At 66.3% G+C, this 13,956-nt stretch carries 11 protein-coding genes and 1 tRNA gene; 5 read left to right on the forward strand and 7 right to left on the reverse strand.

Annotated elements, in window-relative coordinates; all coding sequences use genetic code 11:
* Positions 1–9 precede the first annotated feature (9 nt).
* Genes ACPDIX_RS10350 through ACPDIX_RS10360 form a run of 3 tightly spaced genes read right to left on the reverse strand, consistent with a single transcriptional unit; the run spans position 10 to position 3,000 of the window.
* Positions 10–906, reverse strand: coding sequence for a dolichyl-phosphate beta-glucosyltransferase (locus ACPDIX_RS10350; RefSeq protein ID WP_423431721.1), 897 nt, complete (start codon positions 904–906; stop codon positions 10–12).
* Positions 907–909: 3 nt separating this feature from the next.
* On the reverse strand, positions 910–1,740 hold the full coding sequence (locus tag ACPDIX_RS10355) for a 2-phosphosulfolactate phosphatase (protein WP_423431722.1): 831 nt from the start codon (positions 1,738–1,740) through the stop codon (positions 910–912).
* A 42-nt stretch (positions 1,741–1,782) separates the two neighbouring features.
* Positions 1,783–3,000, reverse strand: coding sequence for an aspartate kinase (locus ACPDIX_RS10360; protein ID WP_423431723.1), 1,218 nt, complete (start codon positions 2,998–3,000; stop codon positions 1,783–1,785).
* A 193-nt stretch (positions 3,001–3,193) separates the two neighbouring features.
* Between ACPDIX_RS10360 and ACPDIX_RS10365 the strand changes: the two genes are divergently transcribed.
* From ACPDIX_RS10365 to ACPDIX_RS10380, 4 genes are all read left to right on the forward strand, one after another.
* Positions 3,194–3,271 (forward strand) — tRNA-Pro (locus ACPDIX_RS10365).
* A 165-nt stretch (positions 3,272–3,436) separates the two neighbouring features.
* Positions 3,437–4,318 (forward strand): branched-chain-amino-acid transaminase, encoded by an 882-nt coding sequence (gene ilvE / locus ACPDIX_RS10370; protein ID WP_423431724.1) that lies wholly within the window; start codon positions 3,437–3,439, stop codon positions 4,316–4,318.
* Positions 4,315–4,824: a UvrB/UvrC motif-containing protein gene (locus ACPDIX_RS10375; protein WP_423431725.1), complete on the forward strand. Its 510-nt coding sequence runs from the start codon at positions 4,315–4,317 to the stop codon at positions 4,822–4,824. The genes ilvE and ACPDIX_RS10375 overlap by 4 nt, the downstream gene beginning before the upstream one ends.
* Before the next feature lie 4 nt (positions 4,825–4,828).
* Positions 4,829–5,923: a protein arginine kinase gene (locus tag ACPDIX_RS10380; protein WP_423431726.1), complete on the forward strand. Its 1,095-nt coding sequence runs from the start codon at positions 4,829–4,831 to the stop codon at positions 5,921–5,923.
* Between the two features lie 19 nt (positions 5,924–5,942).
* Here the strand turns inward: ACPDIX_RS10380 and hemW are convergent, their stop codons facing one another.
* The 4 genes from hemW to ACPDIX_RS10400 all read right to left on the reverse strand — a co-directional run bounded on the left by hemW (position 5,943) and on the right by ACPDIX_RS10400 (position 11,894).
* Positions 5,943–7,196, reverse strand: a complete 1,254-nt coding sequence (gene hemW / locus ACPDIX_RS10385; protein ID WP_423431727.1) for a radical SAM family heme chaperone HemW — start codon at positions 7,194–7,196, stop codon at positions 5,943–5,945.
* 31 nt (positions 7,197–7,227) lie between these two features.
* Entirely contained in the window at positions 7,228–8,472 is a 1,245-nt protein-coding gene (locus ACPDIX_RS10390) for a response regulator (protein ID WP_423431728.1), read from the reverse strand.
* Positions 8,469–10,997, reverse strand: a complete 2,529-nt coding sequence (locus tag ACPDIX_RS10395) for a response regulator (protein ID WP_423431729.1) — start codon at positions 10,995–10,997, stop codon at positions 8,469–8,471. The genes ACPDIX_RS10390 and ACPDIX_RS10395 overlap by 4 nt, the downstream gene beginning before the upstream one ends.
* Positions 10,998–11,216: 219 nt before the next feature.
* Positions 11,217–11,894: a PEP-CTERM sorting domain-containing protein gene (locus ACPDIX_RS10400; RefSeq protein WP_423431730.1), complete on the reverse strand. Its 678-nt coding sequence runs from the start codon at positions 11,892–11,894 to the stop codon at positions 11,217–11,219.
* A 540-nt stretch (positions 11,895–12,434) separates the two neighbouring features.
* On the opposite strand from ACPDIX_RS10400, the gene ACPDIX_RS10405 reads away from it, so the two are divergent.
* Complete coding sequence (locus tag ACPDIX_RS10405; protein WP_423431731.1) at positions 12,435–13,886, forward strand: cytochrome c3 family protein; 1,452 nt, start codon at positions 12,435–12,437, stop codon at positions 13,884–13,886.
* Positions 13,887–13,956: the final 70 nt, after the last annotated feature.

Consider the following 13,956-nt stretch of genomic DNA (forward strand, 5'->3'; position numbering starts at 1 on the left):
GGTTCGGACTCAGATTGTGCGGTCCCTGCCGGGGGAGGTGGGGGCGGGGTCGTGTTTGGTCGGTTGCCGGGTGGCCGCGGGCTGGATGGCGGACGGATCAGGGCCGGGCAACGGCACGGGTGCGCGGAGTTTCTTGTAGAGCCAGGCCTCCAGCGGGCGCAACGGGCGCAACCAGCGGTAGAAGGGCGAGTAGATCAGGCGGATGCGGATCACCGACAGCAGCATGGTCAGCGAGGTGCGGAAGAGGCGGACCTTGGACCCGATCTGGTCGGTCCATTCGGTGGGGACCTCCAGGATGCGGAAGCCGGCGCGTTTGAGGCAGTAGAGCAGGTTGATGTCGAAGGCCATGTCGGCGATGGTGAGGCTGGCGTGGATTTTTTCGACTGCCTCGCGGCGCATTACCTTGGCCCCGCACTGGGTGTCGCGAATGTTCATGCGGAAGAGCAACTGCACGATGGCGTGGAAGACGCGGCTGGCGAAGCGGCGGGGGCTGCTCTGGGGGATGTGCAGGACGGCGCCGGGCAGCCAGCGGGAGCCGATGACACAGTCGGCTTCCGGGAGGCGGCGCACCAGGGCATGGAAGGCCTCGGGCGGGGTGGCACCGTCGGCGTCCACGTAGCCGATGGCCTCGGCCTGGGCGGCCAGTTTGAGTCCCTCGATCAAGGCGCCGCCCTTGCCGATGGGCTCGGGGAACTCGAGCCAGCGAATGCAGGGGTGTTCTTGCGCGACGCGTTCGACCACGGCGCGGGTGTTGTCCCGGCAGCCGTTGAGCACCACGACGATTTGGAAGGGGCCGGTGTAATGGCGCGCGAAGTACTCGGCGTAGCGGCGCAGCACCGGTTCGATGCGGCGCTCCTCGTTGTAAGCGGGGATCAGGAGCAACAGGCTTGGCTCGGCCACGCCCATGGACTAGCACAGGCTGGCTCCGGGGGGAAGGCCGGCCTGGCGGGGGCGCAGCGCTTCTGCTGCTGCGGCGGGGGTGCCGGCCCGCAGCCCTCCGTCCGGTCCGGCGAGCCACACGGCCAGGTTGAAGCGGTCCGGCTGAAGGCACCATGTCACGTCATCGCGCAGGTCCGGATGGGCGGTCAACCGCCGTGCGTTGGCGGAGTCCCGCATTGCGTCGGCAGGGTTGGTGCCGGCGCTGCGCCAGAGATGCCGCGCGGCGGCTGCGGCGTCGGTGAGGTGCACGGCCGGATCGGCGGTGCACCAGCGTTCCACCAGTGCACCGGCGGCCAACAGGTCTTCCAGGGCGAATTCCTCGCCGGTTCCCGCGCAGACCAGGACCACGTGTGGCGGCCGGAGGAAGCGCAGGGTTTCCAGTGTGGCCCCGAGGTTCAGAAAGGCGCCCGTCAGGACCGCGTCGGCGGCCTGGCAGGCGCGGAGGGCGCGGCTCCCGTTGGTGGTGGTGAAGACGATGAGGCGGCCCCGGACACGGTCGGGGAGGAATTCCCGTGGTGAATTGCCGAGGTCGAACGGGATCCCGCCGGTGAGATGGGGAGAGGGTCGCACGCCACTGCGTTCGCCGGCCAGGAGACAGTCGGGACGGCGCTGTCGCCATGCGACGGCTTCCTCCAGTGTGGCCACAGGTATGAGGGCGGCCGCGCCGTGGGCGAGGGCGGTGACGGCGGTGCTGGTGGCGCGGAGCACATCGAACACCACGGCTGTGGTGCCGGAGCCGGGTGCGCGGGCGGGGTCCTGCCACTCCGCGGGGCTGAGCAGCACGTGGAGCCGGGTGGGCATGGACGGGCCGTGCGGCCGGGTGGGACCGGCGTGGGGCGGCGGTCAGCCGATGAAGGCGGCGTGGACGGCGCGCATGGCGTCCTCGGCCCGGGCCAGATCGATCACCACCGAGATCTTGATTTCGCTGGTGGAGATCATGTCGATGTTGACGCCCTCCCGGGCGAGGACCTCGAACATTTTGCCGGCCACGCCGGTGTGGCTTTTCATGCCCACGCCCACGATGGAGAGTTTGCCGATGTTTTCGTTGGCCAGCACCTCGCGGAAACCCAGCTCGGGCTGGAGCGACTCGATCACCTTGCGGGCCTTGAGCAGATCGGCCTTGTCCACGGTGAAGGAGAGGTCGGTCTGGGGCGGGCCCTCTCCGTGACTGATGTTTTGGACGATCATGTCCACGTTGACGGCGGCATCCCCCAGGGCCTTGAAGATGCGGGCGGCCACGCCGGGTCGGTCCGGCACGCCCACCAGGGTGAGCTTGGCCTGGTTTTTGTCGAGTGAGACGCCGCGGACCACAACGCCTTCCATACTTTTGGTTTCCTCTTTCACGATGGTTCCCGGGTTGTCGTTGAGGCTGGAACGGACTTCGAAAACGACTCCGAATTTTTTGGCGAATTCGACCGACCGGCTCTGCATGACCTTGGCGCCCAGGCTGGCCAATTCGAGCATTTCGTCGTAGGAGATCTCGTCGAGTTTTCGCGCGGTGGGGACGATGCGCGGGTCGGCCGTGTAAACGCCGTCCACGTCGGTGTAGATCTGGCAGAGATCGGCCTTCAAGGCCGCGGCCATGGCGATGGCGGTCAGGTCGGAGCCCCCGCGGCCCAGGGTGGTGATCTGGCCTTCCGGTGTCTCGCCCTGGAAGCCGGCCACGATGACCACGGCTCCGGACTCCAACAGTTCGCGCACCGCCTTGGGCGTGATGTTGCGGATGCGGGCCTTGGTGTGGACGCCGTCGGTGACGATGCCGGCCTGGGCGCCGGTGAGCGACACGGCGGGCACGCCGAGCGCGTGCAGGGCCATCGCAGTGAGCGCGATGGTCTGCTGCTCGCCGGTGGCCAGCAACATGTCCAGCTCCCGCTCGTTCGGCAGGGGCGTGATTTCCTTGGCCAGTTTGATCAGGCCATCGGTCACGCCGCTCATGGCTGATACGACCACCACCACCTGGTCACCGCGCCGATGGTAATCGGCCACGCGACGCGCAACGTTTTTGATGCGCTCGGTGTTGGCGACCGAGGTCCCCCCGTACTTCTGTACGATCAATGCCATAGAATCTGCGGGTCCCGGGCGAGGCGGTTTCCCGGCCGGGAAACCGGTCGCGCCGGTTTGCCGAACCGTCACACTAGGGCAGCGCCGGTCGGTTGGAAAGTTCCGAAACGCCCGGGCGACGGTGGCGGGGCGGGCGGCCTTGCGAGCCCTCTTGATTTTTCTCGGGCGGCCGTGCATATATAGGGGCGTGAGTCGGGGCGTAGCGTAGCCTGGCTAGCGCGCTTGTTTCGGGTACAAGAGGTCGTGAGTTCAAATCTCACCGCCCCGACCACTTCTTTTTTGTCTCGTTTCGGGCGGGTTCTTTTTCCGGTTTGCGGCCGATCGGACGCCTTGGGGGGAGGTTTTGCGTGCGGTTGGGTGCGGGGCCGGGCGGCGGCGACCGGCGCCTGTCGGGTTGCGCGCGGCAACGCCTTTCACTAGGTTGCCGGGGACGGACATGAAAGTGTACATCAACGGCAGGTTCTACCGGGAGGCCGAGGCCAAGATTTCCGTCTTCGATCACGGGTTGTTGTATGGCGACGGCGTGTTCGAGGGGATCCGCGCCTACAACGGTCGGGTGTTTCAGCTCAAGGAGCACATTGACCGGTTGTACGCGTCGGCCCGGGCGATCCTGTTGTCGGTTCCGATGACGCCCCAGGCGATGACCGAGGCGGTGTTGGAGACGTGCCGGCAGAACCGGGTTCGGGACGGATACATTCGGCTGGTGGTGACGCGCGGGGTGGGGACGCTGGGGTTGAACCCGTACAATTGCAAGCGGGGCTCGGTGATCATCATCGCCGGAAAGATCCAGCTCTATCCGCAGGAGTTCTACGAGAAGGGGTTGTCGATCATCACGGTGCCGACCACGCGGAATCTGCACAACGCGGTGAACCCGGCGATCAAGTCGCTGAACTACCTGAACAGCATTCTGGCGAAGATCGAAGCCCTCAATGCCGGTTGCGAAGAGGCGGTGATGTTGAATGCGGAGGGGTACGTGGCGGAGTGCACGGGGGACAATCTTTTCGTTGTTCGAGACGGGGAGTTGCAGACGCCGCCCTTGTCGGCCGGTGCCCTGCGGGGGATCACGCGGCGGGTGGTGATGGACCTGGCGCGGGAACAGGGCTGGCGGGTGAGCGAGCCGAATCTGACGCGGTACGATCTGTTCAACGCGGACGAGTGTTTTCTGACCGGCACCGCGGCGGAGATCGTGCCGGTGGTCAAGATTGACGGGCGGGTGATCGGCAATGGACGGCCCGGCCCGGTCACCCGGAGACTGATGGAGCTGTACCGGGCCTTGACCCGGAACAGCGGCGAGCCGATTTATCCGGGACGGGTATGAAATGTTGCTTGTGCAAGGAACGCGAGGCCACGGTGCATCTGACCCAGATCGTGGGGGACAAGATGCAGAAGCTGGACCTCTGCGAGGAGTGCGCGCGAAGCAAGGGGGTCAACGATCCCACGGGTTTTTCTCTGGCGGACCTGTTGCTGGGGTTGAGCGGGGCGCAGGAGACCGAACCGCGGCCGCGCAGCGGCGATCTGCGGTGTCCCCACTGCGGGTTCAGCCAGGCGGAATTCAAGAAGCTGGGGCGGTTCGGCTGTCCCGAGTGTTACCAGACGTTTGCCGAAGGGCTGGACGATCTGCTCAAGACCATGCACAAGGGGGTCCGCCATGTGGGCAAGGTGCCGAAGGCCTACCGGGGGGTGGAGGATCTGAAGCGGCGGCTGCAACGGCTGCAGCAGGAGCTGGCCCGTGCCGTGCAGGAGGAGAACTTCGAGCGGGCGGCCGAGCTGCGGGACGAGATCAAACAACTCCAGGCCCGCCTGACGAGCCCGCGGGGACATTGAACCCATGGAACTGAAGGAATTCCTGCCACCGGCTTCGGAAGTCGCCCGTCGCACCGGGCCGCAGGACCGGATCGTGCTGTCCAGCCGGGTTCGACTGGCGCGGAATCTGAAGGGATTTCCCTTTCCGGGCTGGGCCAAGCGTGCCGACCGCCTTCAGGTGTACGAGAAGGTCGCCGGTGCGGTGGCGGAGGTGCCCGCGCTGGCAGGTTGTTTTTGCGAGACGTTGGACAAGCTTTCGGCGCTGGAGCGGCAGCTGTTGGTGGAGCGACACCTGATCAGCCGCGAGCATGCTGCGCGGACCAGCGGGGGCGGTGTGGTGCTCAACCGGCAGGAGACCCTCTGCCTGATGATCAATGAGGAGGATCATCTGCGGATGCAATCGCTCCGGCCCGGCCTGCAATTGCGCGAGGCCTGGGCGGAACTGGACGCATTGGACAGCCTTTTGGAGGAGCACCTCGAGTACGCGTTCAGTCCCGAGTACGGTTACCTGACCGCCTGTCCGACGAACGTGGGGACCGGCATCCGGGTGAGCGCGATGCTTCATCTACCGGGTCTGGTGTTGAGCGAGCAGATCAACGCCATCATCCAGTCGGTCAACAAGCTGGGCCTGGCGGTGCGCGGTCTCTACGGGGAGGGGACCGAGGCCCTGGGGAACGTGTTCCAGGTTTCCAATCAGATGACGCTGGGCGAGTCCGAGCAAACGATCCTGGAGAAGCTCGACAAGGTGTTGCGTCAGCTCATCGAATTCGAGGAGAACGCCCGGGCCAGTCTCATCGAGAAGAACCCGAAGATGGTGTACAACCACATCGGCCGGGCGTACGGGATTCTGGCCAATGCGCACATCATCGCCTCCAAGGAGGCCATGAACATGCTTTCGTTGATGCGGCTGGGGGTGGACCTGGGGATGTTTCCGGGGGTGGACCGTTCGCTGACCGACGAGTTGTTCCTGTTGATTCAGCCCGCCCATCTGCAGTCGCTGCACGCGGAGAAGTTGCAGGCTGAGGAGCGCGACATTCTGCGGGCTGACATGATCCGGGAGCGGTTGCGCTCCGTGAGCCGGCCGGGCCCGCCCTTGCCGGCTCCCGGCTCGGGCGGTTGAGACGGTGGGGGGCGGGGGTTCAGGGTGCCGGGCTCCAGGCCGGCCGGGTCGGCTGCAGGATGGCCGTCCGGGGCGTGTCGCGTTCCGGGGCGGGATCCGGACGCAACATCATTTCTGCAGCCGCGTCGGCAAATCGCAGGCCCGCCTGGGTGAGCCGGAACCGGTCCGGTTCGCGCACGCCCCATCCCCTGCGTTCCAGCTCGGCCAGTTCCGCGGCCCATTCGGTGCGCAGATCGAACCCCGTCCGGCGCCGGAATTCCTCGTAGGGCCAGCCGGTGACGACCCGCAGTCCGAAGGCGGCCGCTTCTCCCGCGCGTGCCAGGGGGGAAAGGGCCTCGCGAAAGACGACGGGGCTGCGTCCCTGTTCGACGGCTTCGCACCAGGCGCGGGTGTCCGCCACGTTGCGGGTGCGCACGCCCCGGACGTAGGCGGTGGCGCTGGGGCCCAGCCCGTGAAAGTCGCCTGCGCGCCAGTAATTGATGTTGTGGCGGCAGGCGAACGCCGGGAATTCGCCCGACAGCCGGGCGGTCGGGGGTGCGGGCGGGCGACGGTCCCGGGCGAAGTTGGCCACCTCGTACTGGAAGAAGCCCGCCGCGGCCGCGCGTTCCAGCAGGCGCTCGTACTGGGCGCAGACCAGGTCCTCGTCCACGCTGAAGGCGCCGGCCTGCAGCTGGGCAAACAGCGGGGTGTCCTCTTCGTAGATGACCTCGTAGCAGGAGAGATGCTCGCTCTGGAGGGCCAGGGCCTCGTCCAACGTGGCGTCCCAACTGGCCAGGGTCTGGCCGGGAATGCCGAACATCAGGTCCAGGTTCAGGTTGTCAAACCCGGCGCGGCGGAGGATGTCCCACGAACGGAACACCTGCCCGGGTGTGTGGATGCGTCCCAGACGTTCGAGCAGGCCGGGGTCCAGTGATTGCACGCCCAGGGAAACGCGGTTGACGCCGTGTTCGCGCAGCAGCCGGGCTTTGTCGGCCGAGATCGTGGCGGGATTGGCTTCCACGGTGAACTCGGGCACCGGCAACAGACCGAGCCGGTCGAGGGTTCGGAAGATCTGTCCCCAATGCCGCAGGGTGAGCAGGGTGGGCGTGCCGCCGCCGAAGAAGATGGTACGCGGGCGCAGATCGCCGGCCACGGTCTCCAACTCGCGCAGCAAGGCACGCACGTACCGATCCATCAGCCCGCCGTCGGACGCCTCCGAGTAGAAGGCGCAGTAACTGCACTTGCGGGCGCAGAAGGGCACGTGGACATACAGGCATGGCACCGGTTCCTGCATCGCCAGCGGCAGAAAGGTAGCTCGGACCGTTTCAGGGTGCCAGGCGGACCGGTTCACCGTCCGGGCCGGCCCGGGTGGTGCCGGATCCCGGCTCGGCAGCCATCCGCTGCTCGATCTGGTGGCGCAGTGCGAACAAGAGCCCTTTCACCGCCAGCTCGGAAAAGAGGAACGGCTTGGCGATGAAATCCGTGCCGCCGCTCATGGTGGAACTGGTGCGGGCCTGGAAGTCGTTGAGGCTGGTGACGAACACCACCGGCGTTTTGGCGTAGGCGGGCAGGCGACGCAGGCGCGTGCAGAGGGTGAACCCGTCCATGCCCGGCAGGTCCACGTCTAGGATCACCAGATCGAACCGGTTCTCGCCGGCGAGGCGGAGGGCGGTCTCGGCGTCCTCGACGGCCACGGATCGGATGTGCGCCTTTTCGAGTGAATGGGTGACGGCGCGGCGTGCGAGCGGTTCGTCGTCCACCACCAGGGCGGTGGCCTGCGGCAGGGTCTGGAGTTCCGGCAGGTGACACCGACTGGCCAGCCAGTGAAGGAAATCCACCACCGAGGCCACCGTGCGGAGCGTCGAGGCCGTCCATGCCTGGGGTTTCCCCACCAGCTCGCGCAGCAGGGCTTCGAACAGATCGGCCACCTGGGCCATGGAAGGTACGCCGGCCAGGCCAGCCCCCCCGGCCAGGGCCCGTGCGCGGTGTTGGAGGGCCTGCAACTGTTCCAGCCGCTGGGCTGCGTCGGCGCGGTGCAGGGCCTGGAGCGCCTGGCGAAACGCCGCGAGGGTTTGCGGCAGTGTCTTGAGGAAGTCGCGGCGCAGCTCGGCCTGAAAATCCTCCGCGCCCGGGGCCGGAGCGGCGGGGCCGGTGACCGCCGGGGCGGCTGCGGGAGCGGCGGGGATGGACTCGGCCGGTGCTTTCAGGTTCAACACGCTGCGGATGGTGTCCACGACCACCTTGGGCGTGGTGCTGGATTTGGCCAGGCATTTGGTGGCTCCGGCCTTCCAGGCTTCCTGGATCATGGAGGTCAGGTAGGTGCCGCTGAGCACGATGATGGGGGTGGTTTGGAAATCCGGTTCGGCCCGCAGGGTGCGGATCACTTCCAGCCCGGTGAGTTTGGGCAGCAACAGATCCAGCACGATCACGGCTGGTTTCAGCTCCCGGGCCCGTTGCAGGCCGGTCTCCCCGTCGGCGGCCAGTTCCACTTGAAACCCTTCGAGAGTGAGCTTGTTCCGGTAGATGTTGGCCACCACCGGGTCGTTTTCGATGAAAAGCACCCGGTTCATGGCGAGGGAGGAGAGGATGGGGATGAGGATTGCCGCGCCAGCCAGGCCTGCACCTGTTCCCGGATGACGTGGAACTCCTGTTCGATGTCGGCCAGCATGCGCGGGCCTTCCGAGAGGTCTCCGGCCTCGGCCTGTGCCTCCATTCGGCGCAGCATGGGTGTGATCCGCCGCATGCCGCAGGTTGCGCTGGCCCCGGCGCAACTGTGGGCGACGCGCCGGACTTCGGCGGCGTTGCCCGCGGCCAGGGCGGTTCGCAACTGGTTGATCTGTTGCGTGGTTTGCTGGATGTACAGCGTGACCAGTTCCTGGAGATTGTTCAGGTCCCCTTCGGCGAATTCCATCAGCCGGTCGAAGTCCACCGCCGGTTCGGACGCGGGCTGTTGTCCGGGCGGGGGATCGGCCGCGGGTGCGGCCGCGGCGGTTTGGGCTTCCTGGAACACGGGTCCCCAGCGTTCCACCACGCGGCGGATGTCCTCGGGTCGGATGGGTTTGGCAAGGTAATCGTCCATGCCGGCAGCCAGGCAACGATCCCGGTCGCTCTGCATGGCGCTGGCGGTCATGGCCACGATGACGATGCGCCGGTCGAAGTGGGGTGCGGGCCGGGCGGCTTTCTGTCGTTCCCGGATGGCCTGGGTGGCGGTCAGCCCGTCCATCTCCGGCATCTGCAGGTCCATGAAAACCAGGTCGTACGGCTGGCGTTCGATGGCTGCCAGGGCCTCGAGGCCGTTCTGGGCGACGTCGGCGCGGTAACCGAGTTGCTGCAGGAGGCGGAGCGCCACCTTTTGATTGATGACGTTGTCTTCACACAACAGGACCCGCATGGGCAGGCGCTGGGCGGTGGTGGGGTCGAGCTTGCCGGGTTTGGGAGGAGCCGGGGCCGCCGCCGGTGGCGCAGCCGACTGCGCCCCGAGGATGCGGGCCAGGGTGTCACGCAGGACCAGGGGCTTGGTCGGCTTGATGAGACAGGCGGCGAACCTGGCGCCGGCGATCTCCGGCGCATCGGCTTTCAGGCCCATGGCGCTCAGCAGGACCAGATGCAGCGTGTCCGCGCCGGGGTGTTTGCGGATCTGATGGGCCAGGGTGACGCCGTCCATTTCGGGCATGCGCAGGTCGAGGATCGCCAGATCGAATTTCTCGCCCTGCTGGATCCGTTGCAGTGCCTGGAGGGGGCTGCCGGTGGCGTGGGGTTGCATGCCCCAGCGCGTGAGCGAACGGGTCAACTGTTCGCGGCAGGTGGCGTTGTCGTCCACGATCAGCACGCGCCGGCCGCGCAGCGCGTCCACTTCCGGCGGCGGCGCGGCGGGCTGGGCGGGCCCGGGCCGCAAAGGAAGGGTGAAATGGAAGGTGGAACCTTTCTGCACCACGCTTTCGACCCAGATCTTGCCGCCCATGGCCTCGACCAGGCTGCGGCTGATGGCCAGGCCCAGACCGGTCCCGCCGTACTGCCGCGCCGTGGCGGCGTCCACCTGGCTGAAGGATTGGAAGAGCCGCGGCAGGCGATCGGCCGGGATGCCGATGCCGGTGTCGCGGACAGAGAAATGGAGCCAGCACGGTGCCTCTGCCGAGGCGGATCCCGCCGTGCCCGAGAGCAGTCGCACCGTGACCACAACCTCGCCCACGTGGGTGAACTTGACCGCGTTGCCCAGCAGGTTGACCAGGACCTGCCGGATCCGGTTCGGATCGCCGATGAGCGTTTCGGGGATCTCGTCGTCCATCAGGTAGGTCAGCTCCAGCTTCTTCTCGGCGGCTTTGGCGGCCAGCACGTCCAGGGCTTCCTCGACACACGACCGGAGAGAAAAGGGGCGCTGTTCGAGCTCGAGCTTGCCGGCCTCGATCTTGGAGAAGTCGAGGATTTGATTGATGAGGCTCAGCAGGGCTTCGCCGCTGGAATGGATCGTCTCGACGTAGGTGCGTTGCTCCGGGTTGAGCGGTGTCTCGCGCAGGAGGGCGCACATGGCGATGACACCGTTCATCGGGGTGCGGATTTCGTGGCTCATGTTGGCCAGGAACTCCGCCTTGGCGCGGGCGGATTCCTCCGCCGCGCGCCGTGCCGCCTCCAACTCGCGGTTGGCACGGGTCAACTGGTCCTGCAGGCGCTTGGTTCGCAACACCGCGCGGATGCGCGCCCGCAGTTCCGTGGCCTCGAACGGCTTGGTGACGTAATCGGAGGCACCCGCCTCGAATCCGCGCAGTTTGTCCTGCGGATTGTTCCACGCCGTGACCACCACCACCGGGATGTGCTGCGTCTCGGGCGTGCCCTTCAGCCGCTGGAGCAGTTGCAGGCCGTCCAGATCCGGCAACCCCAGGTCCAGAAGAATCAACTCGGGTTCGCGCGCCCGGACCTTTTCCCACGCCTCGGCTGCCGTGGCCGCGTATTCCAGCTCGATGCCGTCATGGACGAGGAGGCTTCCCAGCACCTCGGGTAGCTCCGGATCGTCCTCCACCAGCAACACCCGCGCCGGAGGCTGGTGCGAGGGCCGACCCGTGCTCCCGTTCCATGCTGTGGCTCCACTCGTTCCGTTCATGGCTCCCAAGCTGTGCCCCCATTGAACACCAAGCGCCTCCGCGCGCCAATGGCTTTCTTGGACGGACGACGGCCCACCGGGGGCCCGACCGAATAAACCAACCGGACCTTCAGAGCGCGCTCGCGGGCGCGTCCCGAAGGTCCGGCAAAGATGGCGGGCTACACTCCGCCCGGGTCCCGACCCGGCCGGTCGAGGCGCGGATCGATCCGCCGGGACGGCTCAACCCTGGCGACTGCGGCGGAGGGCCAGGGTGGCAAGGCCCAGGCCGACCAAGGTGGCCATCGCGGGTTCCGGCACCACGGCAATCCGCACCTTGCCGAGCGACTCCACGGTTGCCGGGTCGGCGTTCGGACCGGTCAACATGAAGCCGAACTGAACCACGTTACCGGCGGCGATGGTGCGGGAGACCGTGAAGGGAGACCCCGGGTTCAACGGCGCGGTGTCCATGCCCACCCAGCCATAGCTCGAGGTGAACTCCTTGATGAAAGCCACCGCGGTATACGGGGCCACCAACGAATTGTCCACGGTCTGGCCGGAGAAGGTGACCGTCTGACCGCCCCAGGCCGTGCCCATGTCCACGTAGAAATTCGCCTCCATCCACTTGTTCGGCTGCCCGTTGTTCACCCAGTACGGGTCACTCGGATTCCAGGTGCTCGTGTTGGGGCTCAACACCAGTTCGGCACCCGACCACAGGGCCGGCAGATCATTCACGCCCCATGCCTGGCCGAACAGGTAGTTCCCTGCACTGTTCCCGCCCACCAGTTCGTAGACGTTCATCCAGCCGAGCCAGGAAAGTCCCGGATCCACCGAGCCGGTCTGTGCCGCCAGACGCACGTTGCTCAGGAACAAGACAGCCGCCAGGCTCATCGCCAGGGAGAGGACGCGCAGTTTTTTCATGGCTTGCATTTCCGCGAGGTTCGTTTGGTTGTTGGTTGACAGGACGTCGCCATTCCAGCACCGCGCTTGCGTCCCGTCAAGCCTCCCCTTTCCCCGTCAGTTTGGCGCCCAAGGCGGGTCGGGTCGCGGCGTGCCCGTTCGTCGTTTCACAGGGAAGACTGGGGCTGGGTGTTCCACCGCCGGACGCCGGTCGGGATGAGCCTCGGCACGGGTTGTTTCCTCGGGGTGCTCTTTTCCATCCCCGGCCTGGCCGGAAGCTGTCGGGACTGGGGCAAGAATTGTTGCAGGTTGAGCAACGGGTGCAATGCCGCGCCCGGGCTTCGGGCGTACGGTCGGGATGCACGGTGGGTCAGGTAAATTGCCGGCCCGACGCCTGGCTGTCCGGTCCGTGCGGGCCGCCGCCGGGCGGCCGGAGCGGGCAGCGGGAAGGTTGGTCCTTGTGCGAAGATGCAAACCGGAGGTGCCATGGAGACAGGCCCTGACACCGCAAATCACGAACCGGGGCGAGGGCAACCGCCACTGATCCGGAACTGGTGGAGCTTGACCGGTTTGGTGATCGCGGGTGGTGCGTTGTTCTCTTTTCTGCTGCTGTTTGTGTTGGATTCACTGGCCCGGTTTGGGAATCCGTACTTGGGGATCCTGACGTACCTGGTGGCGCCTGGTTTCCTGTTTCTGGGTCTGCTGCTGACCGTGTTGGGGATGTGGTGGGAACGGCGCCGGCGCAGCCGTCAGGCTGGGGGCCCGGTTCAACTGGTCATTGATCTGTCGCGGGCGCGCGACCGAAAACGCCTGGCGTGGTTTGTCGGTGGGGCGGCCGGTTTTCTGCTCCTGTCGGCCGTGGGGAGTTATCAGACCTACCATTTTACCGAGTCCACCCAGTTTTGCGGGCAGGTGTGCCACACGGTGATGGAACCCCAGTGGGTGACGTATCAGCAGGGGCCGCATGCCCGGGTGGCCTGCGTGGAATGTCACATCGGACCCGGCGCCACATGGTTCGTCAAATCGAAGCTGTCCGGCACCTACCAGGTTTATGCCACGCTGGCGGACAAGTATCCGCGGCCGATACCCACGCCCATCAAAAACCTCCGGCCGGCCCGGGAGACCTGCGAGCAGTGTCACTGGCCGCAAAAGTTCATCGGAAATCTGGACCGCACGTTTCACTACTTTCTGGCCGATGAGACGAACACCCCCTTCGTGGTGCGGATGACCTTGAAGGTGGGCGGTGGGGATCCGCGGCACGGACCGGTGGAGGGCATTCACTGGCATGTCCATCCCACCAACCTGGTGCAGTACATTGCCGCCCGGTTGGAGGACGGAAAGTGGGTGCCGGACCCCACCCGCCAGAGCATTCCCTGGGTGCGTTTTGTGGACGGGCAGGGGGTGGTGACGGAGTATCGCAAGCCCGGCTTCGGGGAAGACCCGTCGAAGTTTGAAATCCGCACGATGGACTGCATGGACTGCCACAATCGTCCGGCGCATCAGTATCAGGCCCCCAGCAAGGCGGTGGACCGTGCCCTGGCGCTGGGGCGCATCGATCCGACGTTGCCGTGGATCAAGTCCAATGCGGTGTATGTGCTGACGCTGGATTATACCAACCGGACCGGGGCGTTGGAGACGATCGCCACGTTCCTGGCGGCTGCTTATCCGCGCGATACGTACCCGGATCGCCAGAAATCCATCCGCGAGGCCATCGCGGTCGTGCAGGAGATCTATCGGAACAGTTTCTTTCCGGACATGCGGGCCTCGTGGGACAAGTATCCGGTCAACAGCAGCCACATGTTCTGGCCGGGTTGTTTCCGCTGTCACGAGGGGGAGCACAGCACGCCTGACGGGAAGCAGACGATTGTGAAGGATTGCAACGCCTGCCATTCCATCCTTGCCCAGGGTTATGGCGAGGCGTTGAAACGACTGACGCCCGAGGGCCAGCCTTTCGAGCACCCCGGCGGGGAGGTGGACGGCGGTTGTTATGATTGTCACACGGGCGGCTTGTAAGATGATCCGGAGTTCCAAGTTGCCAGTCCGGGGTAAGCCTTTCCTGCGTTGTTGGATCCCTGTCTTGTTG

Origin of the sequence: Limisphaera sp. 4302-co, assembly GCF_049537155.1 — a bacterium.
In the GTDB taxonomy this organism is placed as follows: Bacteria; Verrucomicrobiota; Verrucomicrobiia; order Limisphaerales; family Limisphaeraceae; genus Limisphaera.